A 25,092-nucleotide genomic window follows, 5' to 3' on the forward strand; every position below is an offset into this window, starting at 1 on the left:
AATTTTGCGATCGTGCCACTGGTGAACATACACTGACCATATCACTATGGATACTTGGGATAAATCATATCCCTTAAAGGCAGATTTAAATTTAGACTCCATTTTTCGGAGCTGCATTCTCTTATCACGAGATGGCTCTAATTCAATATCCCCAATGAATTGAGAATTGCAATAAGATCTTGTTCAGGTGTATCAGCAAGCACCGTCACGTTATAGCCACCGCTAAACTGGTGTAATTCAGCACAGTACTCAACATCAGACGCCGTGAGTACCAATTCAACATCAAAATATTGAATCACTTTAAGCACCTGGTACTTTGCTTTAAAGAATCCGTTGTTTTCAGCTAACTTCATCGCTTCAGCAATGGTGATGTTTTCAAGCACAAGACGGTCTTGAGCTGGTTCATCTTCATATGTTTTAAAACTTAACAATTTAATTAAACTTAATTAATTAACTAATTGCTCGTTAAATTATTCTTAATGCATTACGGCGATACGGCTAATAGAAAAATCATATTAGTACGCAAGCGATGTTTTTTAATTGATTAAAAAAGATTGAAAATCTTATTTTTCGAGAAAAGTTTGCCAGGTTGTGTTTTCCCATAAAATGAAACTATCAAAAGCAGAAAGCTTAAAACTTGGAGTGAACAGCATGTCAAATTTAAACGCTCAATCAGTACAGTTACAAGGCACTTTATACATCGGTTTCCCTAAAACTTTTAGCGGTGCTCACATGGAAACATTGTTTGATGAAATCTCAGATTACATCGACAACAACTGTGATTTAACCCTTGCGGATCTTCAAGCGGATAGTGACTATGCTCAACTTCAATTTCAACAGCACATGCCGACATTGGCTGATAAAACAAATTTCTTCTTCATGGACGTTGAAATCTACGTTGCAACATTAAAAGAAAACTTTGGTCATACATCAGTACTCGACCAAGTTACCTCAGTAAATATCTTTGGCAAAAACCTTGAAGACATTTGCACGTTAATGGCTCAAAACGGCTACGCATACGACCGTATAGAAGATTGTTGGTCACGCGAACTTTCTTAATTCAATTCACCCATACGCACGGATAACGTGCGTATGCCACTGAATCACATTTGAGGATATAAACCATGCAAAACCTAATTACAGCGCATTGCGAGCTAACCATCAAACATGATGAAAAACAGCAAAAAAATGTCGGGCCTGTTGTTGTGACGTTTGGGGCGATCTTTACTGCTGAGTCGGTGAATGAACTGTTTTGCGCTATATGCCAAGACGGAATCAGATTTAAAGCAATCTATAACCCCGACAATATGTATTTTTTACGCCATGAGCTAAGCCCAATTGCTGATTTGTCAGTTAAGACAGACCAAGACGGCAACATTATTGTCAGTGTGATTGCATCCACTAGCCCATATTTTGAGATCAAAGTACTAAAAAATGGTTTTACCAACTCAGACACCTTAAACAGATCTGCAATTCGCACGTTGGTTCGCAACCATCAAAGCCCATTCCAAGAGCAAATTTCTGACTACTTTGAAACAGACCCAATTTTTAAAACCATGCAAGCAATTTTTGCACACACGTATTTAAGCCGATAAGGAACTTCACCATGACGACCGCTACTGCTACCGCTGAAAAGACCGTGTTCAAACGTGAAACGTTGGAGCTGAAGAACATCCATGTTTACACCCAAAACGACCGCATTAACCAAAACAGTCCCGTTGGCGACCGTGCATACGACAATGGATTAGTGAAAGACATCCTGTTCAGCCCTATGCTTTGGGCTACCCCTGAATTTTCATCTAGCTATGTCACTCAGATTCAAATTAAAGGCACACGCATTTATGATTCACTTTGCAGTTATACTGGCGTTCGCACCTATTTTTATAAGTTAGCTGACAGTGAGTTTGGGTGCATGTATCAAAAACGTCCGTACCCACAAAACGACTTTCTCTTAATTTTTGCAAACTTAACGCAAATGTTTAACGATGCAGTTTGTTACTTTGGAAACAACAGTAATAAAAATGTTTTTAAAGGTCTAAATTTTGACATCGAAAGTGGTGTTTCACGGTTCAATTTACAGCAACGCTTATTAGAGTTTTATAAGAAGTCTAAACGCCAATTGACCATCAGTGAAACAACAAGAGGAATGCTTGGTGACTCGAATCTTCGCTATAACATCTTTGTTCGCAACCAACCAAAATTGGACAAACACGGCAAGCCGTTAAAATGCGCCAAAAAACTCATTAAGCTTTACAAAGAGCGTGGCACAGTTGCGATCTATGGCGGTGACTGCATTTCACCACTCAAGCTCGTTAAACACCAACAAATCAAGGTAGAGAGCGAAAATGGCAAGTTTTCATATACGACTGACTTCATCACGTTGTACTCAGTAGAACAAGACATGTACACCTTATATATTCCCTATTCAGTACTTAATGAAAGCTACGGAACAACTAATAAATTTTATGGTTTGCATCTCACCCAAGAAGAAGCAGAAAAAACCATCCCGAAATTATTAGAACGTACTCAAAAGTATTTAAACCATAAAAAAGGTTAATACCCTTGCGTTGATCAGCTAATTGATCAACTGCTGGCTTTATAAACGCAAACGATGTTTTTTTAATTGATTAAAATAATCCAAAACTTAATTTTGATAATTCAGCACCCATAATTCTACTAATGCATTTCCATCAAGCCTTAATTCAAACCATATTCAATTAACAATGAATTAACACCACTACGGCGTTATTTCTTAAATGTGGTATATGGCTTTACCCACCCCCTACTCGTCTATGGCTAATTGTTCCAGTGTCAGTCAAAAAATGAAATATAATTCATTCTCAAAAATGAGAATCTGTTCACAAATGGGAACGCGAAGCAGCCTTAATTTTAAAAATACCAGTTCATCTAGACTAAATTTGAGTAAGTCTGATTAATATTGAATAAAAAACCTAAGTTTTTCGCCGTATGTTTTAATCTTCAAGGGTTTAACTTTAATGAAATTTTTTTTAAATAAACTAATTTAGTGGATTTTGACCGTTATAATGGTTTTATCTCGAGGCATATTGCCTTAAACTTGGAGCCGTGTGATGTTAAAACTATCTAGTATCTTTTCTCATGAAGCTAGGATTGAATCCCTTGTTATTCAATTTGAAGCCGATTATCAAACTGCACTAAAGCAAGGTTTAGATATTTACTTTGGCGTTGGCTATGCAACTAATGAGGATAGTCAATCTATACAGGCGTATCTTGTGAAAGATAAGGAGATTTATAAAAAGCATTACTGGAGTTGGGAATACCCAAGAACACCACACAAAATTGAAAAAACTAAAGCTGAGCACCGCCATTGGTTAAACCTAGCTGATGTACGAAACGCTGCGCTCGAGGCGAATATTACAAAATAAAAAGGTAATCTAAATGATAAAAAAAAGTGTGGGTTTTGAACGTGCTTCTGATGTTCAAGCCATCGTTTACTCAGTAAAAGATGGATCTGCAGTTTTTGTCGTACCAAATGGCTTTGTGGTGCTGGAGGTTCCATTGTCACAAACTCAAGCCGAGTACTTCAAGATGTATGAGAAGTCACCTAATGTTTTTGTGTTGCACGGTAAGGCAAAATTCCATTACGTGTGTGATTGTGAAGTTGAACTGGTTGGCTTTAGTGTGGAAAGATCTAAGCTAACAAATCAATTGGTCAATCCAAGCTTATTTAGCCACATTGATAAACCTGCAGTCAGTATAGATTGCATCTATGATGATATGTCTGCACCAACTATAAGCCCTGGCTTTTATTGTTAATTAGCTGGTATAAAAGAAGCCCGAAATTCGGGCTTTTAATTTGTCTGAAGACAAGTTATTTCAACTCGCACGGCGCTTTAATTCTGATGTTATTTGCCCAAGAATAAACATCCGAACCTTTTTGTGGGAAAGGCTGACTCTTAGAATACTGCAACCAACACACCGAATTATGGGTTGGATCTTGTTCCTTACGTTTTTCACGTAATTTAATCAGGCTTTCTCTTAACGCTGCAGTATCGTATTTTGGATCAAGTGACATAAAACCTACCGCAAACAGATCCGCATAAGATTCTCGCCATAGTTGAGTTTTACCGCTACTTTCAGCCGTTACAAAGGTAGATACATCATCCATCTTTACTTTGGACCGATCAGACGGCGCAATTGAATTTAATGCTTTAAGTGGCTGGCCAAGTTCACCAGGCACATCGGTCGCACGATCTAAACAGTGAGATAACTCGTGCGCTAATATCAGCATTTCCCAATCGTTGTAGCTTACATCGGTTTTTGCTGCTTTATACATGGTGTTCATGCTGGTTTTAGACATATTCACCAGGCAATATCCTGTACTAGATCTTAATGAAGCTGGAGAAGCTTGCGGTATATCTAAGGAAGTTAAAGCCCAACTTTCGTTAAAGTCACCTAACACAAGTGGCGCGTTGTAGTTTTCCTTGGCAAACTTTTGTAGTTGATTGAAGTTGCTACCCGGTACCATCGCAGCAATATGGTCATGGTTGAACTGTTTCTTTTCTAGCGTTTTGAAACACCATACAAAACCATATGACAGTAGAAACATTAGGAGTGGAACAACAGCAACAGAGAACATAAGTAGCTTAAAGTTTTCGTCTAGTCGCTTGGTTCGGTCTTTGGTCTTAATATAAGGTGTTGCCAAGCACCAGCTGAGCACTACTGTCATCAAGATTAAAATAACAAGAAAAGTCATGGTGTAGCCAACTGGTTGAATAAACGTAAAGGCAATCCACGCAAAACAAGTTAGGACGGTTAAGGTCCACAAAATGATGTTTAAAATGATTTTTGTTTTCACGCCGTTGGCATCCCTAATCTATAAAAATAAATGTGGCCCATTAAACGGGCCATATTGAGTCTGTTCTCTTCATCATCGCCAATGTGGTCGATATAAATAATTAACAAACCATCAAAGCTAAAAACTTTTCTTAAAAATTTAAGATGCCTGCACACCAGGATAATCGTTGTAGTTGCCATCAATAAATTGATTGGTAGATTTACTGACATCATACCAAATCGGCATGCATTTCGACTTGTCACTTTGATCGATGGCCATGTATGGAAGTCCTAATTCGTTTTGAATCAATTCAGCATCCATAAATGGCTCAAGAACCTTCATAGGAATGGAAAACAAACACTCAACATACCCATTATCATGAATGACCTTTCGACTGGCTTTAGAAGCACTGTCAAAGCGCAATGCATTCCACAAGTGAGAAGCTTCATTGATGGTATGTGGTTGTTTTAGGTAATTAGGATTTTCAGACGCATAGATCGACAGTGTATTCACATCAATCATCAGCTTAAGTACACCTGAACCGACCATATGTTCAATCGGTATATACAGCATGATAGCGCCGTATCCTAAGCTTCGTTTTTTAGCATCTGGATGTTCACCAATACCACCAATAACGCTATGAATAAGAATAGGTAGAGTTGTGTTCATTTTATAAACCTTTCAATAGTTTTGTAGCTCTTTATACATTTGATACCGCGTATAGCAGATATAACACGGCGATGTTAATAGAGATTGCATACAGCCATTAATATTGATTAATGACTTCATCCATCACATAAATTGAGTAGTTGTACTGGTCTAAGCGATATTTGCTTTCTTCAGTATGTTCACTGGCCAATGCTTGTAGTTGAGTTTCGTTCATGGAAGAAGCATAGCGGTTACGGATTGATTTAAGCTGGCTCAATTCTAAACGTCCAGTACTCTTGGTCAGATTGCTAACAGTTGTGAATAGATCCTGGTCATATTCTTGCAATTCACCATACAGCCAAGCAAGGTGTTCTGCACTGATGTATGGGTTATTTTTTTCATAGTAGTTTTTCAGTTTGAGTAAACTCAAACCACATATGAACACAGCAACCATAAGGCTAATGACAAGCCCCTCACCGAGTTTAAGTAGGTACAGGAATATAAAGATACTAATCACGCCTATGGCAATAGAGATATATCGCATGGTTTGATTTTGGAACATTTCTAACATGGGCATTACTCACTTTTTGTAATGTTGTTTTGATAAAGATGGTCTATTTGAGCGATGGCAAGTTTCATGCGTTCCGTGGTGCAAGTCAGGTCGTCATCAAAACGATGGTTGAATTCAACAATCCCCTGTTCTTCCATGTCTTGCATTTCACGCTTAGCATTACTTAAGCCTTTTTCTATACCAACCAGATTCAAGTTAAAGAAGTCTTCTAGTAGCTTTTCACTCTCAATGATTTGTTTGAGCTCAGTAACATAGACTTCAGTTTTCTTTTTGCTGATTTCCGCAGCCATCGCATAACGAAAGTTGCCGTTTACAACAACAGTTTTGAGATCTGGTGAATATTCGTTGTATTCACTTGGAATTCGACTAACGGACTGGACGGCGTGACTCCAGCCATACTTCTGAAAATATTCAATTCCCGTCATGGTATATACCTACGATTGTTCTTTTTTAAGTTCAATAACAGCCAATAACGCTTTGTTTTGGCGTTCCAATTCATATTGTTTTTGACGGTCTACATTTTGGCGATCGAAAAGTTCTCTAATCTGCTGTTTGTAGTGGTTGTCATAGTACGAATAGGCTTTACGTTCTGCTTTTCTACGTGCAATGCGAACTTTGGGATGCCAGTTGAATTCTTTGTCGTCTGCATAACCCCTCATGAACTCAACCAGTTTGCTATCACCACGCATTTTACAAACCTTAATGAAGCCCATTTCTAAAACTGTAATTGGCGCACGGCGCGGATCTCCAAACTCCCAACGCCGTTTAATCCCAAAGCCACACATCTCTATTTGAACCGTAATCATGGTTTAACCTTTATCAAATGTTTGAGCTTCTGGATCTTCGACATTAAATCTGGACCATCACTTTCATGGTAAACAAGGTGTTCATTAACGAATGTGATAAAAGCATCCAATTCAGTTTGAATCGTTGCCAATTGATTGCGTAACCACTGGCATGTGGCTTCATCTTGTTTTATCGCCGTTTCAAGCAATCCTCTCGCATGTTCATAGGCATTTGCCTCACCTTGCGCCACCATATCTGCAGATGATTTCCAATCGCCCCATTTCTTATTCCAAAAGTCATCGAGCAACTGCAGTAATTTTTCCACTTCCAATTGGTCATCGCTGATGGCTGGTGTTTGCATTTGATAGATAGATTTTTTAGTTTCTACTTCACTTTGCATCCAACCATCACGAAAAGCTTCCCATTTCGCCTGATGCACCCAAGAAGAATAATTGCCACTGGCCAACAGACTACCGACCACGCCGTATCTATTTTCAAAAGCGCTACGAGCTTCAATTTCTGAAGCAATGTTTTCATTAGTATTTTGCGTATCAATCATGCTGACTATCCCCATGAAGCAAAGGCACTTGTAATGAGATTTTTGTTTCCTTCATCTCATGAAGTTTTTGAATCGCACGTTCTGGATCTATCACCCATGCATCAAAGAGAAGTTGAGTGACAAAAGAAAACTTCTCACCAACTTTGCGGAACGGTGCGCCGTGGCTATTCAGGAATTGTTCAAACACAAGATATTGCTGTTCGATGGCCTGGTTAAGTTCAAACAGGTCAATACAGCCCTCTAGCAAGTTGTACTCACCTGAAGCATTCGGCATAAACATCCATTTACGCTCATGGGTTAAGCCATCTACATGTAGGTAGGCATGTTTGTTGAGACTAGTCCACTCAGGTTTCATCATGACGTAGGTGTTGTACTCGTCATCTTCAAGATAGTTGTAGTGGGTAGCATCAACGGGTTTCTTTGCTAAAACAGAAATGGCCTGTTCAAGTGTCAGACCGAGAATGAGTGCATGTGGTGTAGTTGATGATTGGTGATCCATATTCCCTACCCCTTAGATTGTCGGGCTAGTCGGTTTAGGACCACTCAAACAAACTTCGTTTTGAACGTGATTGTAGATCTCAGCCAAGTGAGGGCGTGTGCTAAAAAATTGATCTTTTGATGTATCAGAGAGGTTAGCACTCATGATGGTGAGTAGTGCTTCATTTTTGAATTGCGCTTGAACCGCCGTCTTTAATGCACCATTCAATGAAGCATGCAGATTGTTGAATAGCGAAATAACACGGGCATTCTGATCATTCTTTTTGAAGAAGATAAAATTAACTTCACGTTCACGGAAAAACACCAGCTGATATTCAAGCCCTGATTCTGATAAATCATTCCCCATATCAATCAATGCATCATCTGGTACGGCGAACGCAGCGTATTTTGAATCAAAGTTTTGAAGTGCTTTATTTGAGATTAGATTCAAACTTACTTTGCCTTGAATCGGCACACATTGGCTCAGTTTCTTAGCCAAGTAATGTGCAGCAGCCATGTGATGTGATCCACCAGCATTTTGAACAAAAATCTTAGGACTCCAGCCATAGATAAAAAATTGATCAGTGGTTGTATCTGGAGAGTTCAATAAACGGATTTCTGGCCATAACAACATTCGATCTAAATTTTCCATACTCACATCACTAATGTAATCAGGGCATGCGTTTTTTACAAAATCATCAATGCTACGGTACTGGCTTAAATCCGACTTGGAATTTGAGAAGCCCCCAATTTCAGATAGGTCAAGTAAGCATGGTGTTTCAAGATGAATGATTTCTGCAAAAATCGGGTTAAATACTTCAGCCAATTCTTCAGCAAAGGTAGAGATGTAGAACGGCTTATGATTTTGCGTATCTTGACCAAGGTAGCTGATGGAATCGTTATCTTTGGCATGTGGATTCAAAACAATGTTTTTGCCTGGTACAAAATTAGTAGGAGATATACCAGTCATACAAAGAGAATCTTTGATTTGATGAAAAGGGAAAACATCGGTCATGGCGATGCTGTCAGAATTGACTAAACGGGTATCAATAAAGGGTTTTAACTTGAGATTCTTATAAAGCTTATGTTTTGCTGAAAATACCGAAAGTAAAGTGTCTAACATTTTAAGCACTCCATTGATTAATGCTTTATTAAAACTAATAAAGATATATTAATACAGAAAGTGCTTATAAGTATTTTTTTGGAAAATTAATTTAAGAATTGCGGTTGAGTGGTATTAGTTGCAAGTGGTTGTACGGCGTTGTTATCGACAGACTTTGAGTACTGTTGCACTTCAACAATTCGCACACCTTTAACGTGTAAACGTGTTTTATAGTCAGTCATTCCAAGTGTTTGTAAGTTTTCTAGCTGTTCTTTAGTCATTGCCTATATCCTGTATATTGGATGTGATTTAAGGGCAATTTAATTGATGTATTAAGGATTGTAAAGGGTAAAACACAGTTCATTAAACTTTTTATGAAATGGTATATACCGATTAAGCCTAAAACAAAACAAGGTTTTAAGAAGTGGTTTAGTTATGTTTAAGAATATGCACGTTAAAACTAAGTTATTATATTAAAATGCATCTAAACTAGGGTTAAAACCAAACTGGATGCCAATATGTGTTCAAACATTGAATCTTACGCCGTGAACCTATCCAATGTACCTAAAGCTATCTCTTGCTTGAATATGTATGACTTTCAAACGTTAGCACTAGGACCAACCTATTTACCCCGATTTATCACTTGCAGATCGCCACATTCCATATACGGCGCTATTGGTTGCATTTGATGTGAATGCGTCTGAAAAGTTTCGCTTAATCGAAATGATGGTGCCTGAAGCCATTCCGCTGTCGCAGTTGTTGTTATTGGCCATATTCAATGAAACGCCGTATAAGAGCGAATATGAAATAGCCCAATACATGCCGAGTGATGAATTAAGGCGTATTAAGTACAAACAGCTCACCCAAAAAAACTAAAGGCTGGATAACCAGCCTTATGTCTTCTACATGGATGCGTTTAGTCATCCTTTTTTTTGATTGTAATGCCTGATCGTAATGAAGCTGAAGAACCTTTTGAACCAAGTATCACCAACAATTTTTCAAAAGTAACGCATTCGTGCGAGAACGGGTTTTTCATCAAAGCTTTTTCAAACTTAGCTGCATACTGTTGTTCTACGAATTCCATTTCATTTTTAGTGCTATGTGAGATGGCTTGATCAAGACTGGCTTTGTTTTCCGCAATGTATTGTGTCTGATCTTCAGGTTTTACATGGCGTGGTATCTGAACAAGCTGATATTCAGTAATTGGCGCAACGGTTAAGTCATATCCTGTTAGGATCTCTTTCAATTCATCATAGTAGCTGTCTAGGTTCATTGGTGTGATAACGGCGCGAGTCACAGTTTCAACATCACTTTCCTGTTGAGCCTGTTCAGGTTCGCTTATACGTTCACCATAGATATTAAATTCAGCATCAAGATCCGCATTGTTGTAAGCACCAGCTTGTACTTGAGGTGAAATGTCAGAATCTTTACCGAAGTACTGGAACTGTTTTCGCTTCTCAATAATCTGGTCTTTAATGTTTGCTTCTTTTTGTGCTGAAACAATACTTTCACGGTGTTTTTGTTCTTTGGAGATTTCACCTTTCGCCGTGGACGAAGACATTACTGTTCTTTGACCAGGTGCCATCCCTTCAGGTGTGATGGATTCAAGACGTCTTGCTTCAAGAATCTGATGTACAAAATCTTGAGTAAAGTCTTTTACCGTGTTGTTGTTTTCGTACAAGGTGTTATTGAGCTTTCTGCAGATCTCAAAATCACCAAGCGCCGTGACATTGGCAGATGAATTGTTGTCTGTCAGTAGCGTGTGTTTTTCCTCAATCTCATGAATGAAGTCTTCAATTTTTAAAGTAGGATCGTAGATTTCAGATTTTTGGATATTGAAGATTGGGCAAAGGTCATTTAAGCGTAAGTACTTGGGTTGATCACCAGCCACATAGAACGCCAACATTGATACGATTTTAACGTCTGAAGTTTTACCACCTTCCCCTTTAGTTGATATGAGCAAGGTAAATTCGCCGTTGTGCTGTCCGGCAATTTGTTCAATTGTCACACGTTTTTCTTTGGCGAACTGGACTTCTGTTTGTGGTACCGAACGGTTGAATACTAGACCTTGATACATATTGATTGAGTTAACTTTACCTTGCCACTCTTCACCAGCAAAACCATCAACCAATTTGTATGTTGTACTTTCAGCACCCGAAGTAGTACGTCCAATGGCTTTAACGGTCGTGTTACCCCATGTAGCAGCTGCTTCCTCTTTAGATCCACGTTCAATATCTTCAAATGTTTGAGCACCGAACGTAATAGAGAAGTTAAGCGAACGTGCCTGAGCTGGTAAAACCGAAGCACCGACAATAACGATGTAGCCCCATTCGTCCAAAAATAGCTTAAATGAAGTAGAGGCGTTGGTTGGTCGTGCGTCAATAATGGCACGGCGTAAACCTTCCATTTTGTTACCAAGGGAACCAGCCATCATTTGTTTAATTGAGCCAATGATTAATTTTCCGAGCATTTTGAGTGAGTCTGGTGAACGCTCAAGAGCTGGTAATGGCACAGTTAAGATACGGCGGTTAAGTACAACGTCAAAAATATCAATATCACCGCCATGCTCTACACCAAAGATGTGACCATAGTTAAACGTCAAGTCGTTAATCGCCTTGGTTAACTGCATGGTGATATAACCGTGTTGCTCACGGGTTTTGGTTTCTTGTTTCTTTAACTTTTTAGGGTTGCTTGAATAACCAGGTAATGAAACGAGGTAGCCTTGAAGCTGTTCAGCCACACGTTCAAAGTCAATCCCGTATTTATCGTTATGACAAAATACCAATTCTTCAAGTGCTTCAAGTTCCATGTATTGCGTGAATACTTTTGGTGAAAGCTGAATGAAGCCATTGTCACGTAGATAGACCAAAACTCGTGTAAGTGCAGCGATAAAGGCCATCGCACGACCTTTCCACATGTCACCACCGCCACCGCCTGAGTCATCAAGCAAGTTGATCAAGAATTCAATCAACATCCCTGAGCTGGTGTTGCTCATTTGGTTCATTGAGTTGGTCATCTTGTCGGTTTGTGCACGTAGCATGTTACGACCTGAGGTAATGAAGTTGATCGTTAATAGATCCTCATTACGCCCAAAGCGGTTACATAAACGATAGTGGTCTTGTTGAGCCTTGGTATCACCTTTTGCGTCTACAAAGATATAACCTGAGTTTTGTACGTACTGGTTGGCACAGTTACCTAGCATGTATTCTGTTTTACCCGAACCCGTAGTACCTAACACAATTTGATGTGTACGGTCATCGGAGTTGGATGCATAAACAGGTAGACCAGTTTCACGGCAACGACCAAGGTAAGTCACACCCTCACCTTGTAGCTTATCGCGATTGGTACGTGCGTATTCCAAAAAGGCTTTTGGATTGTCCAGTACGTCATCTTTTACGCGTGATGTAATGTCAGTTGACGCATCCAGTGAGTTTGAATGCAACGGCGCACGGAATGGCCACTCAAAAAAGTAATCATTCGGATGTGTGTAGCGTTTTAATAGGTAATACGCGATCCCTATAAATATCTCACCGCCAAACGGAACAACAAACAAAATAACTGCAATAGCACCAAGAACGCCAACCAAATAATTAGCGCCGTCTGGCGCTGTAAGTTTTAAATGGATTTTCTCTAAGCCTGATCGTGTATCACGCTTAAGCGAACTAGGTCTGAACTTTGTTTGTGTGCCGTATTTTTGTGTAGAAGCCATACTTTGCGACCTACTCTTTTATCTTCAGGATAATAGGCAAAGTCGTTGTTTAACGACCTTACCCATATCCAAGCACTTCAATGTATATACCAATTAACGCAAATCTATATAGCTGATTGGAGTTAAGAAGAAACAGCTTCAGACTTACGTTGGTTCAGTAATTTTTTCTTCATGTTTTGCTCAAGTTCATAGCGTTGATATTCAACAACCATCTCTTGTGCCATGGTAGAAATCACTGAAGCAGTTGCTTTGTTTTCGTCAAAGTCCGTGCCTTTATTTTTGGCATTTTTCTCAATCATGGTACGCCGTGTCTTAATCTGGTTCTTCGCACCTTTTGGATAGAATTGTGCAAGGACCTTCAACGCCTTACCACGTTCACCGATAAGGTCATACGTGTAGTTACGGAGCGCACGTTCATCGGGATGTGTACTGAGTGACCATAAAAGGATTGGACCAAGTGAAACGGTATATAAGCCCGAACATTCCATTTTTTCGAGTTTAATTTTACTGAAGTACGTTAAGCCTTGATCTGAGAAACCTACGTTACCTGAACCAAGCGCATCCATTTCTAGTTGAGTTAGACCGATGCTGTCACGAATAGCTTCACGAGATTCGCGTGTACCAGGATCGACAATCACATACGCCGTAGCAAAGCCCACCAAGTCTTTAAAGTCTTCTACTTTGTGAGATGCCAAGTTAAGACGAGCACCCCATTTACGCAATGTACGTGCGTCTTCAGCCAATTCTTCTAATAGGATTGGATCGCCTTTCGCAACGTGCAATTCGTCATAAGACATAATTTTGCGGTCTTCAAGAAGCTCATTAATCAGTTGGGTTGCATATTCACGATAAGCTTGTGGGAATTTTGGAATATCGTCACGGCTCACGGCGAACTTACGTTTAATGAACATCCGTACAATCTGGAAGAATAGCGATGTAGTTTTAGGATCTGATGATGTCGCAACTTCGTTTAAGTCGATAGAAGCTACACGAGCGTTACCAATGTCAAAGTTGGTGTGATAGAAGAATGCTGGATAGGTATTTTGTGCAGCCATAATCTGATGCGCCAAAAAGTCCAGTGCTCGTTCATTATCAATATGAACATCACTCCAAACATCTAAAATTGATGAATCAGAAAGTGTTTCAATCATATCGCCAATAGTCGGCATTGCGTAACGGTGAGCCAACGTGCGTCCACGGATCTCATTCATTGAATGGAAAAGATCACGTAGAGCGTAATAAGAAATATCCTTACCTTGTTCAGAATGTGGCTCAATCAGTCCGTGTTTTTCCATGATGCGATCTAGTTCTGGATCTGCAAAGCGCATGTACTTACGTGCTTTATGATCAGCATTCGTATCATCAGCAAAATAGAATGTACGGCGTAGGACCGCACCAATAACGTCAGAAGTGTTTTTGGCTGGTTGCCCTTTCAATTCAGGCGGTGTTACCAATGAACTTAAAAACGCTGTCATTTGACGCATTTCGTAGTTCAACGGGTAGCGTAAGCCCATACTGAATTCAAGCGGATTAATCGCTTCTTCTTTTGAGTTTTTAATACGCTTATAGATGGCATAGTGACGTAGCTCTTCAGGCAATGAATCTTGCACTGTTTCTACTAACCCACGGCTTGACTCACCCACATCGACAATATAGGTCAACGGGATACGTTCGTTACCAGGCATCATGATGTCCTCAAGCATGCCTTTGTTCATTGTGACCGATTTACCCGTACCCGGTTTACCAATGTTAATAGTCGTCCATACAGTCACTTCATTTGAGAACGAATCAAGAATAATCAGTTTACCGTCTAAGGTTTTGTTGAGCTGATGCCCTTTATGGAATGGTGAGTTAATACGTGTCAGCGGTAACATGTAGAACACATCAAACAACGGTGCTGGTGAAATAGGTGCGTGATTACGTACCATCAAGCCCGGTATATGTGATGCCCAAGTCAAAATAGGATCGCCAGCCTGTTCCATGACTTTTGCACCGCCCCACGCTTCAAAACTCTTCCAAAGCTTTTGGCGCCGTCCTACAAGAATGTTTACACCATCTTCGGTATTCGGTGCCCATGTCATCATGGTCATTTGCAGACCAGCAACAGTGTCTACTTGATCTAGGTCATTTTTAGTGGCCATCAAAATGTTACCAGCATTACGAATGGCTTTGTTTTGTGCCGTCATAAAGTGAATAACGCTTGATAACGTGCGTTTCATCATGGTTCCAGCCATACCATCACCAGTAATACAGTAACTCACCGCATATGGGATAGAACGGATGTTACCGTTAGTGTCGTGCGTTTTGGCCTGGTGTAGTAAGCGGAATAGCGTTTCAAACGTATTCGTCTTAGCTGGATATATATCTACCATCAATGGCGCATATACAACGCCGTCAGTGATAACACTTCCCACTGGATAGAATGAACCTTGACTTGTACCAGGTAAGATCGCATTCGTCATGAGTTGTTCTGAGATCGGTTGATACAAAACGTGTGACGCATCATGTTCTGATGGTATTTCTTTCCAACGCATCGGTAAGCGTGTATTCAACATCGGCACAGACAAGGTGAAGTCATCTGAAGTTGAATGTGAGGCAATTTGTTTTTTAATCGTTAGACCAGCTTCAATAACATTCAATACTTCATAGATTGCTGGAAATTCTTCAGTTGAGAGTGAGTTTAAGAATTGTGAGACAAAAGACTCATGGTGTACGTATAAGCTGTCCGATGATTTAAGCATGTCTTGAGCATTGACCGTACTTGGCATTGTAATTTGCGACAGTAGCTTTTTACGGTTTTTTGAGTCTTGAGCTTTATCGATTGGCGATAGTAAGGTTGGCTCAGAGATTAAAGCGATATAACAGCTTTCGTTAAATACACCGCCTGAAATGGTTTCTGTCATTTCATCAATGATGATGTCTAGATTCATCGCACAACGCGCCGTGGTCGCCTTTTGCATGGCGTTCAAGTCATGAATGGCGTATGGCGTCTCATGGTCTACTTTGAACGCTAGATGAATCGTATGTCCACGGTCTTTGAAGTAGTTACGCATGTTGCTCGTCATCAAACCAATTTGACGGCTGAATGCATCACCACTAATTAAACTCTTAATCCCCTTATATTCGATGATCGTAATCATTGCACCAGTTTTTGTGACAAACGTATGTTCGTCCGATACTGTTTCTAAATCGCAATAATCCTCTACGTCAGCTTTCATGCTTTGTAGGAATAACATCAATATAATTTCAATCTTGGAGTAACCAGTCTTATTATAACCAGACTTCTCAGCTTTCTTCTTACTCATTTAAACACCTTTATTAATTCACCTTTCTACGTCTATCTTTGATTAGACATGTCTTTAAGCATTAAGCACTAAAAAACGGTAATTCTCTTAAAACGTTAATCGCACTGTCGAAATCCTTTTTTTGAATTGCGACCTCAAGACTTTTAACAGAGGGTTTTAAGCTTGTATCTAAAACCAACCTTAATAAAAGCTCATAGAAGGTACTGTTAAAAGGGATATTATCATTTTTTGAATTAGTAAATACATCAGTTTTAACGGTTTCGTCCTCTTTTAATTCGACATACTTCTTAAAACTATTTAGGTCAAACACTAAACCCTTATTAAGCAGTTGCCAAAACGCCGTTTCTAAAACCTCTTGGCTTTCCCCTAAAGTACCCACCTTGAAGTTTAAGGAACCTGTATTTTTAAGTTGGAAGTGAACCTTATCAAGCTCTATGTAGATCTCTTTGTTCTGGTATAAGCCCTGTTCGTGGAAAACTTTAGACACCGATAGCTTTAAGTTTTGGTATATACAAAAAGATTGCAGCGAACTCATTTTTAAGTTGCCCGTATCTATCTGGTTTGTCGCATCTTCTACGGACGTTGGTAGGTGTATCATCGGAAAGTAGCGTGTCAGTTCTTCAGACAGTTTCTTTTGTTCCAAAACGCTTATAATTGATAATGGATTGTCAAATCCAAAGTTGGTGCTCAGTAATTTCTTATGCTTCACACTCACACTTTGCTTAACCTGTATTTCAACGTCTAAGCCACTCAGCGCCGTTATTTTGTTTAGGTGTACCAAAGTGTCATCCAACAGCAAACAATCGCTGTTAACGGGGATATTCATCAACAGTAGCGCTTTAATCAGTGGATCTTGAAAATGCCCCGTTGTGTCTTCACCAGTTGTTGTCTGATTCCCTATCGCTATATGTACAACATGGAGTAGCAATAGCGTGTTAGATGTATGGCCAGTGTCCCGTGTCGTTGGTATATACAAATCGTTCAGGAAGTTGAAAGCCTCAGTACCTATAACGCATAAGCGAAATATCGATAGCTGATCGTGCGTTTCCTTTGGTAGTGCATCTATCCCAAGTTCCCAATATTTGTAGATGTATGGACCAATAAATGAGTATTCATCATTCAATATGTCCGTCTCAAATACGCTATCCAATACCGCTATATCATTCACTATGTCAGGCTTAAATGGCTGTAACACTATGCCCGATATAACCTCTTCTAAGCTCATATCTATGTATTCGGTATCTGCTAAGCATTCTGTCATTTTTGTGAGCTCACTTATCACCCAAACCCTTAAATACATCTAGTGTTTGGTAGTACTCATACTGCTCGTCAGTAAAGATATTCGGGGAAAATACTATGTAGTGGTTTGGCAGATTAAAGCTCTCGTATGCTTCGTCTGATACCTTTTCCAAAGCTTTTGCGAGTTGATACAAAGAAAAGTTTTTGTTCTCTTTGATGGCATTCAAATACCACTCTTTGTACTTGCGGAGCTGGTCTACGTAATCAACGTTCGCTACCAACATATCTTCTTGCTTGGCTTCTTCATATTCAGCCATTGTGTTGAACTTAATGTCCGTGAAGTACAGTTGGGTATCAATTGTTTGGGTTCGTGTCTTAATCGCATTAAACGCCTGTATATCCTCAAACATATTACGTGCGTATTCTGCTTCAGACATCTTTGTAGGATTAGGGCGTTGATGGCGCTTTAACGGCTCTACAAGCAAGCTTTGGCGATGTCGCCGTGCGAACTTAGCAAGCTCAGGATCTTGGTTGTCAGACTTATGCGATAACACCAGTAATGCACGTTGATATTGATTAAAGATCTCTTGAGGTATGTTCGTACTCAATACGCATATTTCAGCTTTCTTTTCCAGTGATAGTGCAAAGATGTGGTTTTGTGCATGGCATAGCGTACAGACCGCTACAATGTTCTCAGCCGTATGGTTGCTATGATCGCCGTCTAAGTGATGTGGCTCTAAAAAGTATTCGTCATAGAAATCACAAAAATAGCATTTAGCTGGTTGTGAAGACATTATTTGCTTTATTGTCTCATTGGTTTTAAAACCATCATGGATAGTTTTATCTTGACGTATCTCTTGCTTGTCGTTTACGCCGTTAATAGGTCTTAAAATACCAAACTTACGGTTTATATGTTTCACTTAAACCCCTTAATACTATTAAGTAAGGTCTAATTAAAACATGTATATACTATTTTTAAAATAAAAAAAGCGCAGCCTAAGCCACGCTTTTAAACTTATTTATTATTGTATTACGCTTTACCAGTAATAGTGTTCGCAGCAGAGAACATGATGAAGCCTACGATTGATAACGCACCACCCACACCAATACAGATCCAAGCAGTTTTCTTTTTCTTTTGTTGATCTTCTTCTGATGTATACATCATATACAAACCAGTACCAACTAAGCCTAAACCAAGCACCATGAACACTACGATTAAGAATTTATAAACGTTTTGACCTAATGTTTCACCACGGCCTAAGATTTCATTCGCATCAGAACCAGCAGCGTGTTTTCCGTAAGCTGTACCACCTGGGTTCCATGTGCCAGTGTTTGCATATGCAACTTGACCCATTAATGCAGAAACAAAAGCTAAAAACATTACTTTTGCGCGGAATGCAGTCGCTTTTACAGTGCGAACTGAGTGTTTTACTAATGATACCATTGTCATTTTCCTTTTATTTAATATACGGGAGCTAATCTCCGCACTGTAATTAAACATTCTTAAAACCCTATTGCTTTAAGTTGCTTAATTTTAAACTTCTCGTTAAATATCTTCAATATCTTATACAAGGTTTTTAAGAAACTCTCACCCTATTTTAAGAAGATTGTTTAAAATATTGTAAAAAAGGTTCCTCCTATTTGTGTTCCAAAGGTATTAACAAAGACATCGTGTACGTCCTGAACGTATACGCATAATACACCTGTTATAATTAAAACCCATGCTTTGCGGTATGTCGCATTGCCTTGAGCATCAATTTTCTCTACAAAACCATATAAGCCACGAGCTACCGCTATAATCCCTACCAGTTGCGTAAAACCTACAACCGCCGTAACGATATATGCACCTAAATCATTAGCACCAGCATTAGGCAAGTAACTTTGTACCGTTACAAGTTCTATGCCATTACCACCAAACAATGAAGAACCTAGTGCACCAATGATATATCCGTCATATCCAAGTGATGCAAAAGCACCACCGATAAGAATCTTCAACAATGCCCCACCAGTGGTAGGCTCTTTCATTCCATGACCAAAGAACTTTTGTTGAGGTGATGATGCTTGCACTAAGTCAAAAAGCGCCGTGCCAGTAATCACCAACCCCGTTACAACAAAGCAAATGCGTATAAAGCTTAGTAGTGGACCGTATATGTTTAATATCGCTTTAACTATATCTAATGCATCCACGCTATTTTCCTTATTTCACCCAAATGGCTTGTTCGTTTTCGTCAACAGCATAGACCGTGCGATTGTCTGGCATCTTCTGACCTACATAGACTGTATATGTATGGTTTTGAGAATCTGTCATCCAAGCGCGATCGCCTACAACCGCAAAAGCATCCAAGCGTTTTGCACCTTTTGGAATTGATAAGGTTTTAGATCCCGATGTACTTAAAGCCTTTTGCTTAGTCTGGTCTTTAGCTATTTTGATTAAACTAGTCTTTAATTCCTTAATTGCCTGTTCTTGCAATTCAACAAGGTTTTTAAGATCGTCATTTTCAGCTTTCAGTTGTTCATTTTTGATTATGGTTTCTGATTGAGCAACTGCAGTTTGTTCGCCGTTTTGTACTTGCCCATGCGCTTGCTCTTTTTCTTTCAAACGTTGTAATAAAATAAGTGCATTCGTACCCTGACTTTGATAGAAGTTAACTGCCTCTATTCCTAGATCAGAATCAATCGGATACGACATGGATTTGTACATAATCATGTATTGACCAGTGGTAGGATCTTTAAACACAATATTTTCATCAACAATGAACGCCGTATCATCAGCAATACTATTGTCCTTTAAAGGTTGTTGATTTTGGTTGTATGTTGCTTGTGTTTGTTGAATGCCTTGACCAACAGTATCAATGGATTCTGGTGTTTGTTCTGGAGCAACTGCCGTGCTGACGTCTTTTGGTTTACTCATTTGTATCCAAAAGAAAGTACCAATCATAATTAAGGCAATAACACCAATAACAATAAGAAGTTTTGGAGGAATACCACCCTTCGCACTACCTTCGCCTTTTTGGGGTTTGCCTTCAGCATCTTTTAGATTTTTCTTTGCCTGTTCAGCAGTCATTTGATTATCAGACATTTCGCTTACCCCTTATTTTTCGGTGTTGTTACGTCAGCATCAAAAAAGACTTCAAATACTTTTCCGCTGTTAACGATATACGTAGTTGGTCGAACTGTTGATGTACGTGCCATGTTCGCCATTTCCGTACCAACGTTACCAATGATGTTCCCGGCAATTTCTTTATCGTTTGGCTCTTCCTTCGTGCTTACAACATTGCCAGTATTTGTGATTTGGGTTGTACCAATGTTTTGATAGGCTTGTCCGTAACCCTCAAAGATTCCAGCAGTAACCATACCGCCAAGCTTTTGCAAAGTGTGTTTTTGGACTTTATCAGCCATGCCCGATTGTTTTGTTCCAAGAGTTAAAGCTCGTACTTGGATTGCATACTCTTCGCCCTTAAACAACATACGGGTAAAGTTAAATTCAATATCCGCAGTATTCAGACCAACAGTACCAATAAGTTTTGCGCCGTTAAATTTACCGCCAATAACAGTAGCAAATAGGTTTTTACCTTTATCAGTATTCACACCTGTATCTAAACGCGCTTTCATTGTTGTACCAGCTTTAATGATTGCTAGTCCTTTAGTAGATTCGCTAGTCGTATTCGCAACGTTCAAGCTTCCAAGGTTTTGTTGCCCTTCCGATGCTTTAGTGTTGTGTGAATATTTATATGTTGAATATCCGTTGACCTTGTTCTTTGTATTAGAAAACGCAGCAAGTTGATCAACAAAAGCAGTTTGACTTAATTCACGCGTTGCAGCATTACGTTCTGCATAAGCAGCTGCTTGTTGGCTATATACACTAGCAACATCATTAGCAGCAGATGAAGCATGTTCATATTGTTGCGCGTAGTTAGTTTGATAAATCGGTGCGTTTTGATTAGCACCGTTTTGTGTTTGTGGTTGTTGTGGTAGACCACCGCTAGTTGGTTGAGGTAATGCACCACCTTGATTTGCCATATTAGCTCTGGCCATCTGGTCAAGTTCAAGCGTAATATTTGGTGTACCACCTGTTGCAGAACCGTTTACAGGTTGCCCATTTGGACCTGTAATAAAATTCTGATCGTTCAGATCGCCGTTTGGATCTTGTGTTGCAACTGTTTTAAATTCGGGCAAATAGCTTTCACCATTTTTGCCAGCTCGAGCAGCTTCTTCAGCTTGTTTTTGACGTTCATATTCTACATATTCAGGAGGGATAACATTTGTACCCTGTCCTTGGATTTCTGGTGTAGCAATAGCAACCTGATTATCTAAAGCTAGTTGGTCACTTTTCCCCATTGGGTTAAACATAAAAAAGCCTAATCCACCAACTACTACCAAACCAATAATTGCAACAACGCGAAAGCGCGTATCTGCAAAAACACGTTTTTTGTTAGCAGTTTTAATACTTGTATTTTTCAGTTTTTTAGGTTGGTCTTCTTCTGAATGAACTTGGTTTGCAGAAATAATAGTTTCATCGGTAGTACCTACTTCAGTGCTACGACTAGAATTCTCTTCAATGTCATTCGGGTTATTTTGTTGGTTCGTTGAATCCATTTTTAATTCTCACTTAATGACTTAAAATGCGTCTTCGAGGTAAACAGTTTTAGGTGTACCGCCAGTCGTTGAAAATGTGATGTACTTCAGATCTTCAGAATCTTCATAACGGAAGATCTTCATACCGTTGTTAGCGCGGAAAGAACTCAAAAAGGCTGGTTGAATAACACCAAAGTTACTACGCACATATATATAGCCACCAAACTTCCAAGCACGGACATTAGGACTATCGGTTCGCATTTCAACAGCACCCTCAGGCGCTAAGCCATCCATAAATTGCAAACTCACACCATCTGGAATAATCGATGTTTGATTGCCTGTTGAATACATAGCTTTGGCTGTTGGGCTTCGACCAGGTATACGTGCGTCTACACGAACATCTAAATCACGTTGGCCAGTAGCTAACATCAAAATTACTGGAGCACCCAATCCCTTTAATGTGACCGTTACGTTTCCGAAAGCAGCTGGATCTAATGGTTCGATTGAAAGGATGTTAGTTTCAGGGATTTCGTCTGGCTCTTTTTCGTTTTGCTCACCTAAGCCATCTGAGAAACGTCCACGGTCCAAAGAAATCTTTTCAATGTTCCATGGATTTCCTGAAGAATCGGTAAAGACAATAGTAGATAGCATGCCAGCGCTTAAACGAATTACTGGCGGTTCCTCACCAGGGTTTAATGAAATACCCAAACTACGGGTTTTCGCTTGTGGCGTATTTACATAAGGACTAGAAAGGCTTCGTTTTTGTTGCAACAAAAGTCCTTTAACTATTTTTGTTTGCTCAGGTGTGAACTGCAAACCAACAAGATTGTGAACCTGTCTGTCAATTTCCGATGCTGTATCAACTACCTCAGGTGCAACCAAAGGAGATTGAGCATCCGCAAAAGTATTCGGAGGCATATCAGCAGCATTAACTATTGTAGTTAATGCAGTAGAAGCAAAAAGAGCCAAAGATAATTTTTTCAATTTCATAAGTATCATCCAATTAACGCGCTGGAGTTAACGTAATTGTCTTAACAGCAATACCGTTGTAGTTCAGATAAGAACGTGGATGCTCAACAATAGTAACTGTCGCAATGAAGCGGTGAGTCTCTTTAGGTTGTTTGTCACCTAAGAAGAATTGAGTAGTGATAGGAACACGAACAGTCCAACTAGGTTCTGCAGCATGTAAATCACGGTTTTCGATTTGTGGAACATCAGTAGCAGTAGTTCGCATCGTTAGGTTGTTTTGTACGATTGTGCCAACTGTTTGTGATTGAGCGATTTGCTTCATCAATGAATCTTTACCGCCCTCAGTGAAATACATTGAACCAGCATTGTTAATAACGTCACGCCAGTTCAAGAAATCAAAGTTGTAGACAGAAAGAATTGCACTCTTACCGAATTCAGAAATAACAACGTCAGTAACGCGAGGGTTTTTTGATGCTTCGATTGGACAGATAACCGAGTTATCTACTGTTTGAACAGCTTTGACTTTTGGGTATGCATTAAAGGCAGCAAAAATAATCATCGCAAGAACAGCACTCACGATAAAAGCGAAAAACACGAAAACAAGCCATCGTCTTAACTTTGCAATCTCCTTATCTTTTTCATCCACCTGTTTTCTGAGCCAAAGACTAGGATCACAAGAACCTATTTCAGCGTTTTCATTAGATTTGTCTTTAGACACAACAGCACTCCTATTTCGCTGGCTGATATATAACAGATGGAATTGGACGATCTGATTTAGAGCTAAGCACACACTTAACTGGTGTGCCGTCATCAAAAACCAAAGATTCAAAATCTGTTGTGGTGAGTTTAAAAGCTACAAAACTAAGCGTTGTTAAAACGGTTAAAATGCACAATGAGGCAAACGTACTAACCAACACTCTTAAAAGCCTTGCGTATTTTCTTTTACCTATTATTGATACTTCAGCGTAAGGAGAACCCCATGTTGAAGTAGTCAAATTAGTTTTAGAGTTATCCATTTAGTCAATCACTAAACCCGACTTTAATTCGTCCTTATAATAGTCGGTATTAAACTCATTTGCTATATTAAGATCAAAATAATAAAAGGTATCTAGGTTATTAGCTAAAAGTGTTTTAACAAATTCATGGCTACCATTAACGTTTTCAATAGAATCTAAAGTAGGCTTTATACTAAAACCACTATGGCCTCTCCACTTTCGCCCATAAAAGTTAGAAGCAGTATCTTTACCAGCATGTCCAAAAGCACCAGCTATCACAAACTTATCAATACCCTTTACCTTAGCATTTGCAATACATTGATGCCTTGTACTGTATAAAGTAGGTCGTTGATCTTCATTAGTTAAAACCTTGCCTCTAAGCTTAAAGTAATTGATATAACTTAAACGTAAACGCTCTTGCAGTATTTTAATAAAAGTCTGTTTTTCATCCCATCCAAAGGTATAGCCACTAGTTTTATTTAAACTAGATACCTTTCTCACATACCTATTTAGCAAGTTCCAATAAAGGTATATCTTTTCTTGATCTTCATGTTTAAGGTCATCAAGTATTAAATACCTTTTAAGTCCATTAGCCCGACCATGTGTAGCCTTGCCATTTTCCACAATCATGATCAGTTTTGGTCCTTTTACTGCACAACAGAATGAAACGGAAAACCACTCAACAGGACGCAATCCAACAACAAGATTGGCATCAACAAAAGCAACCATCATCCGATCAAACTCACTAACCCTGGTGTTACTCTCGTTCTTATGCTCGAATTCTCTTACCAAGTAGTTGTAAAACGTGCGTTCAAAGTACTTTGTTTTCAGCTCAGAAGTACGCTTAGGTTTGTCCTTATTAGCTGTATATTTTGTGTTAATGATTCTTAAATATAATTCTTCTAAAAAATATTCATCAAAACCAGCATCTATATCTTCATCATTAATAGAGCCATTATTTAGCTCATTAAGCTTTAGACCGATTCCATACACTAAATATGCACGATATGTTCTAAATGTAGATTCCGCGTAATAACCATTTTCAGATTTAGTTTTAAATTCAGAATATATGTTTTCATATAACATTTTTAAATCTAGCTCTGAACTATCTAAATGTTTATCAATTTTTTGCTTAAGCTCAATATCATATTTGGTCTTAGTAGAATACGGAAAATCTTCTATACGACTTGTGTATTCTTTTAATGTCTTTGGATAGCTATTAGGATTCTCAAAACTGCTCACCACTACCACCCTTTATCCACATGCAAAACATGAGCACATACTACAACGTTAAACACCTTTCTAAAAGTACTCGTTAAAACGTTTTTCACTTTAAGCAAA

At 39.1% G+C, this 25,092-nt stretch carries 28 protein-coding genes; 6 read left to right on the forward strand and 22 right to left on the reverse strand.

Translation table 11 applies throughout. The annotated features are described in order from the left end of the window. Window positions 1-137 precede the first annotated feature (137 nt). Complete coding sequence (locus J7649_RS14860; RefSeq protein ID WP_005005987.1) at window positions 138-431, reverse strand: hypothetical protein; 294 nt, start codon at window positions 429-431, stop codon at window positions 138-140. Between the two features lie 220 nt (window positions 432-651). Here J7649_RS14860 and J7649_RS14865 point away from each other — a divergent pair, with 220 nt between their 5' ends. The 5 genes from J7649_RS14865 (at window position 652) to J7649_RS14885 (ending at window position 3,795) form a co-directional block, all read left to right on the forward strand. Next, window positions 652-1,059 (forward strand): hypothetical protein, encoded by a 408-nt coding sequence (locus J7649_RS14865; protein ID WP_005005986.1) that lies wholly within the window; start codon window positions 652-654, stop codon window positions 1,057-1,059. 65 nt (window positions 1,060-1,124) lie between these two features. Next, on the forward strand, window positions 1,125-1,595 hold the full coding sequence (locus tag J7649_RS14870; protein ID WP_087554360.1) for a hypothetical protein: 471 nt from the start codon (window positions 1,125-1,127) through the stop codon (window positions 1,593-1,595). An 11-nt stretch (window positions 1,596-1,606) separates the two neighbouring features. Then, entirely contained in the window at window positions 1,607-2,557 is a 951-nt protein-coding gene (locus J7649_RS14875) for a hypothetical protein (protein ID WP_087554359.1), read from the forward strand. A gap of 532 nt (window positions 2,558-3,089) precedes the next feature. Beyond that, entirely contained in the window at window positions 3,090-3,404 is a 315-nt protein-coding gene (locus tag J7649_RS14880; RefSeq protein WP_024160774.1) for a hypothetical protein, read from the forward strand. A gap of 13 nt (window positions 3,405-3,417) precedes the next feature. Continuing rightward, the gene (locus tag J7649_RS14885; protein WP_087554358.1) at window positions 3,418-3,795 is read left to right on the forward strand and encodes a hypothetical protein; all 378 of its coding nucleotides are present in this window, start codon (window positions 3,418-3,420) and stop codon (window positions 3,793-3,795) included. A 55-nt stretch (window positions 3,796-3,850) separates the two neighbouring features. Here the strand turns inward: J7649_RS14885 and J7649_RS14890 are convergent, their stop codons facing one another. From J7649_RS14890 to J7649_RS14930, 9 genes are all read right to left on the reverse strand, one after another. Then, window positions 3,851-4,735, reverse strand: coding sequence for a hypothetical protein (locus J7649_RS14890; protein WP_228255340.1), 885 nt, complete (start codon window positions 4,733-4,735; stop codon window positions 3,851-3,853). A 240-nt stretch (window positions 4,736-4,975) separates the two neighbouring features. Then, window positions 4,976-5,485, reverse strand: coding sequence for a hypothetical protein (locus J7649_RS14895; protein ID WP_063454592.1), 510 nt, complete (start codon window positions 5,483-5,485; stop codon window positions 4,976-4,978). Window positions 5,486-5,582: 97 nt separating this feature from the next. Continuing rightward, the gene (locus J7649_RS14900; RefSeq protein WP_043041543.1) at window positions 5,583-6,035 is read right to left on the reverse strand and encodes a hypothetical protein; all 453 of its coding nucleotides are present in this window, start codon (window positions 6,033-6,035) and stop codon (window positions 5,583-5,585) included. A gap of 5 nt (window positions 6,036-6,040) precedes the next feature. Then, window positions 6,041-6,460 carry a hypothetical protein gene (locus J7649_RS14905; RefSeq protein ID WP_000145713.1) on the reverse strand — a complete coding sequence of 140 codons (420 nt, stop codon included), beginning with the start codon at window positions 6,458-6,460 and terminating at the stop codon, window positions 6,041-6,043. 9 nt (window positions 6,461-6,469) lie between these two features. Continuing rightward, window positions 6,470-6,841: a hypothetical protein gene (locus J7649_RS14910; RefSeq protein ID WP_005005929.1), complete on the reverse strand. Its 372-nt coding sequence runs from the start codon at window positions 6,839-6,841 to the stop codon at window positions 6,470-6,472. After that, window positions 6,838-7,380, reverse strand: a complete 543-nt coding sequence (locus tag J7649_RS14915; RefSeq protein WP_005005928.1) for a hypothetical protein — start codon at window positions 7,378-7,380, stop codon at window positions 6,838-6,840. The genes J7649_RS14910 and J7649_RS14915 overlap by 4 nt, the downstream gene beginning before the upstream one ends. After that, the gene (locus J7649_RS14920; RefSeq protein WP_005005926.1) at window positions 7,373-7,879 is read right to left on the reverse strand and encodes a hypothetical protein; all 507 of its coding nucleotides are present in this window, start codon (window positions 7,877-7,879) and stop codon (window positions 7,373-7,375) included. Before J7649_RS14920 ends, J7649_RS14915 begins: the two co-directional genes overlap by 8 nt. 12 nt (window positions 7,880-7,891) lie before the next feature. Next, on the reverse strand, window positions 7,892-8,872 hold the full coding sequence (locus J7649_RS14925) for a DUF6685 family protein (RefSeq protein ID WP_228738681.1): 981 nt from the start codon (window positions 8,870-8,872) through the stop codon (window positions 7,892-7,894). A gap of 194 nt (window positions 8,873-9,066) precedes the next feature. Next, window positions 9,067-9,240 (reverse strand): hypothetical protein, encoded by a 174-nt coding sequence (locus tag J7649_RS14930; RefSeq protein ID WP_005005921.1) that lies wholly within the window; start codon window positions 9,238-9,240, stop codon window positions 9,067-9,069. Window positions 9,241-9,649: 409 nt separating this feature from the next. Here J7649_RS14930 and J7649_RS14935 point away from each other — a divergent pair, with 409 nt between their 5' ends. Next, window positions 9,650-9,835 (forward strand): hypothetical protein, encoded by a 186-nt coding sequence (locus J7649_RS14935; protein ID WP_058952567.1) that lies wholly within the window; start codon window positions 9,650-9,652, stop codon window positions 9,833-9,835. A 40-nt stretch (window positions 9,836-9,875) separates the two neighbouring features. On the opposite strand, the gene J7649_RS14940 is transcribed toward J7649_RS14935, so the two are convergent. From J7649_RS14940 to J7649_RS14995, 12 genes are all read right to left on the reverse strand, one after another. Next, window positions 9,876-12,668, reverse strand: a complete 2,793-nt coding sequence (locus tag J7649_RS14940) for a hypothetical protein (RefSeq protein ID WP_005005919.1) — start codon at window positions 12,666-12,668, stop codon at window positions 9,876-9,878. A 122-nt stretch (window positions 12,669-12,790) separates the two neighbouring features. Then, window positions 12,791-15,973, reverse strand: coding sequence for a hypothetical protein (locus tag J7649_RS14945; protein WP_005028612.1), 3,183 nt, complete (start codon window positions 15,971-15,973; stop codon window positions 12,791-12,793). A gap of 61 nt (window positions 15,974-16,034) precedes the next feature. Next, window positions 16,035-17,234 carry a hypothetical protein gene (locus J7649_RS14950; RefSeq protein WP_005028615.1) on the reverse strand — a complete coding sequence of 400 codons (1,200 nt, stop codon included), beginning with the start codon at window positions 17,232-17,234 and terminating at the stop codon, window positions 16,035-16,037. Between the two features lie 10 nt (window positions 17,235-17,244). After that, window positions 17,245-18,132 (reverse strand): HNH endonuclease signature motif containing protein, encoded by an 888-nt coding sequence (locus tag J7649_RS14955; protein ID WP_024160797.1) that lies wholly within the window; start codon window positions 18,130-18,132, stop codon window positions 17,245-17,247. A gap of 110 nt (window positions 18,133-18,242) precedes the next feature. After that, window positions 18,243-18,656, reverse strand: a complete 414-nt coding sequence (locus J7649_RS14960; RefSeq protein ID WP_024160796.1) for a hypothetical protein — start codon at window positions 18,654-18,656, stop codon at window positions 18,243-18,245. Window positions 18,657-18,823: 167 nt separating this feature from the next. Continuing rightward, window positions 18,824-19,399, reverse strand: a complete 576-nt coding sequence (locus J7649_RS14965; RefSeq protein ID WP_024160795.1) for a hypothetical protein — start codon at window positions 19,397-19,399, stop codon at window positions 18,824-18,826. 10 nt (window positions 19,400-19,409) lie between these two features. Further along, window positions 19,410-20,291, reverse strand: a complete 882-nt coding sequence (locus J7649_RS14970) for a hypothetical protein (protein WP_024160794.1) — start codon at window positions 20,289-20,291, stop codon at window positions 19,410-19,412. 5 nt (window positions 20,292-20,296) lie between these two features. Next, entirely contained in the window at window positions 20,297-21,808 is a 1,512-nt protein-coding gene (locus J7649_RS14975) for a DotG/IcmE/VirB10 family type IV secretion system protein (RefSeq protein WP_024160793.1), read from the reverse strand. Window positions 21,809-21,829: 21 nt separating this feature from the next. Further along, the gene (locus J7649_RS14980) at window positions 21,830-22,777 is read right to left on the reverse strand and encodes a DotH/IcmK family type IV secretion protein (RefSeq protein ID WP_005005900.1); all 948 of its coding nucleotides are present in this window, start codon (window positions 22,775-22,777) and stop codon (window positions 21,830-21,832) included. Between the two features lie 13 nt (window positions 22,778-22,790). Further along, on the reverse strand, window positions 22,791-23,474 hold the full coding sequence (locus J7649_RS14985; protein ID WP_005005897.1) for a DotI/IcmL family type IV secretion protein: 684 nt from the start codon (window positions 23,472-23,474) through the stop codon (window positions 22,791-22,793). 10 nt (window positions 23,475-23,484) lie between these two features. Continuing rightward, window positions 23,485-23,772, reverse strand: coding sequence for a hypothetical protein (locus tag J7649_RS14990; RefSeq protein ID WP_024160792.1), 288 nt, complete (start codon window positions 23,770-23,772; stop codon window positions 23,485-23,487). Next, window positions 23,773-24,993 carry a hypothetical protein gene (locus J7649_RS14995; protein WP_228199015.1) on the reverse strand — a complete coding sequence of 407 codons (1,221 nt, stop codon included), beginning with the start codon at window positions 24,991-24,993 and terminating at the stop codon, window positions 23,773-23,775. It abuts the gene before it with no gap. Between the last annotated feature and the right edge of the window lie 99 nt (window positions 24,994-25,092).

It is taken from the genome of Acinetobacter lwoffii, assembly GCF_019343495.1.
Classification (GTDB): domain Bacteria; phylum Pseudomonadota; class Gammaproteobacteria; order Pseudomonadales; family Moraxellaceae; genus Acinetobacter; species Acinetobacter lwoffii_P.